This is a genomic window from Neisseria sp. P0021.S007 (genome assembly GCF_051956855.1).
This window is the reverse complement of the sequence record NZ_JBQCXA010000991.1, coordinates 1-554: the sequence shown is the minus strand read 5'-3', so window position 1 is coordinate 554 and position 554 is coordinate 1. Positions and strand designations below refer to the sequence as shown.

Genomic DNA, 554 nt, shown 5'->3' with positions numbered 1-554 from the left:
CGTCTTGGCTGATGTATTGGACAACTTGGTCAGGATGGACGATGGCTTCGGATTTGAAGAACACGGCTGGCGCTGCGATACGCATTACGGAGTTAAACGCGCGAATCAGGGCGTGTGCCTGAGGCAGGTTTTCGCAGCTTGTGCCCATTTGCTTCCAAATAAAGGCAACGGCATCCATGCGCAGAATATCAACGCCCAAGTTGGCAAGGAATATCATTTCGCCTGCCATAGCGCGGAATACCCATGGGTTGCTGTAATTCAAGTCCCACTGGAAGGAGTTGAATGTTGTCCATACCCAGCGTCCGTCTTCCAGTTGGGAGAAGCCGCCCGGGTGTTGGTCGGGGAAGATTTCACGCAGAGTGCGGTCGTATTGGTCGGGCATCCAGCGGTCGGGGAAGATGTAGTAGAAGTTGTCGTAGAGCGGATCACCGGCGGCGCAGCCTTTTGCCCATTCGTGTTCGTTAGAAGTGTGATTGAAGATGAAATCTACAACGGCGGAAATACCTGCTTCGTGCAAGGCGGCAATGACATCACGCAAGTCGTCTATTGTGCCT

General features: G+C 53.2%; 1 protein-coding gene. It reads right to left on the bottom strand.

Annotated features, from left to right (window positions below; all coding sequences use genetic code 11):
- Nucleotides 1-554 (bottom strand): alpha-amylase family glycosyl hydrolase (locus tag ACTHUR_RS17135; protein ID WP_440399901.1); only part of this gene is annotated, 554 nt, incomplete at both ends.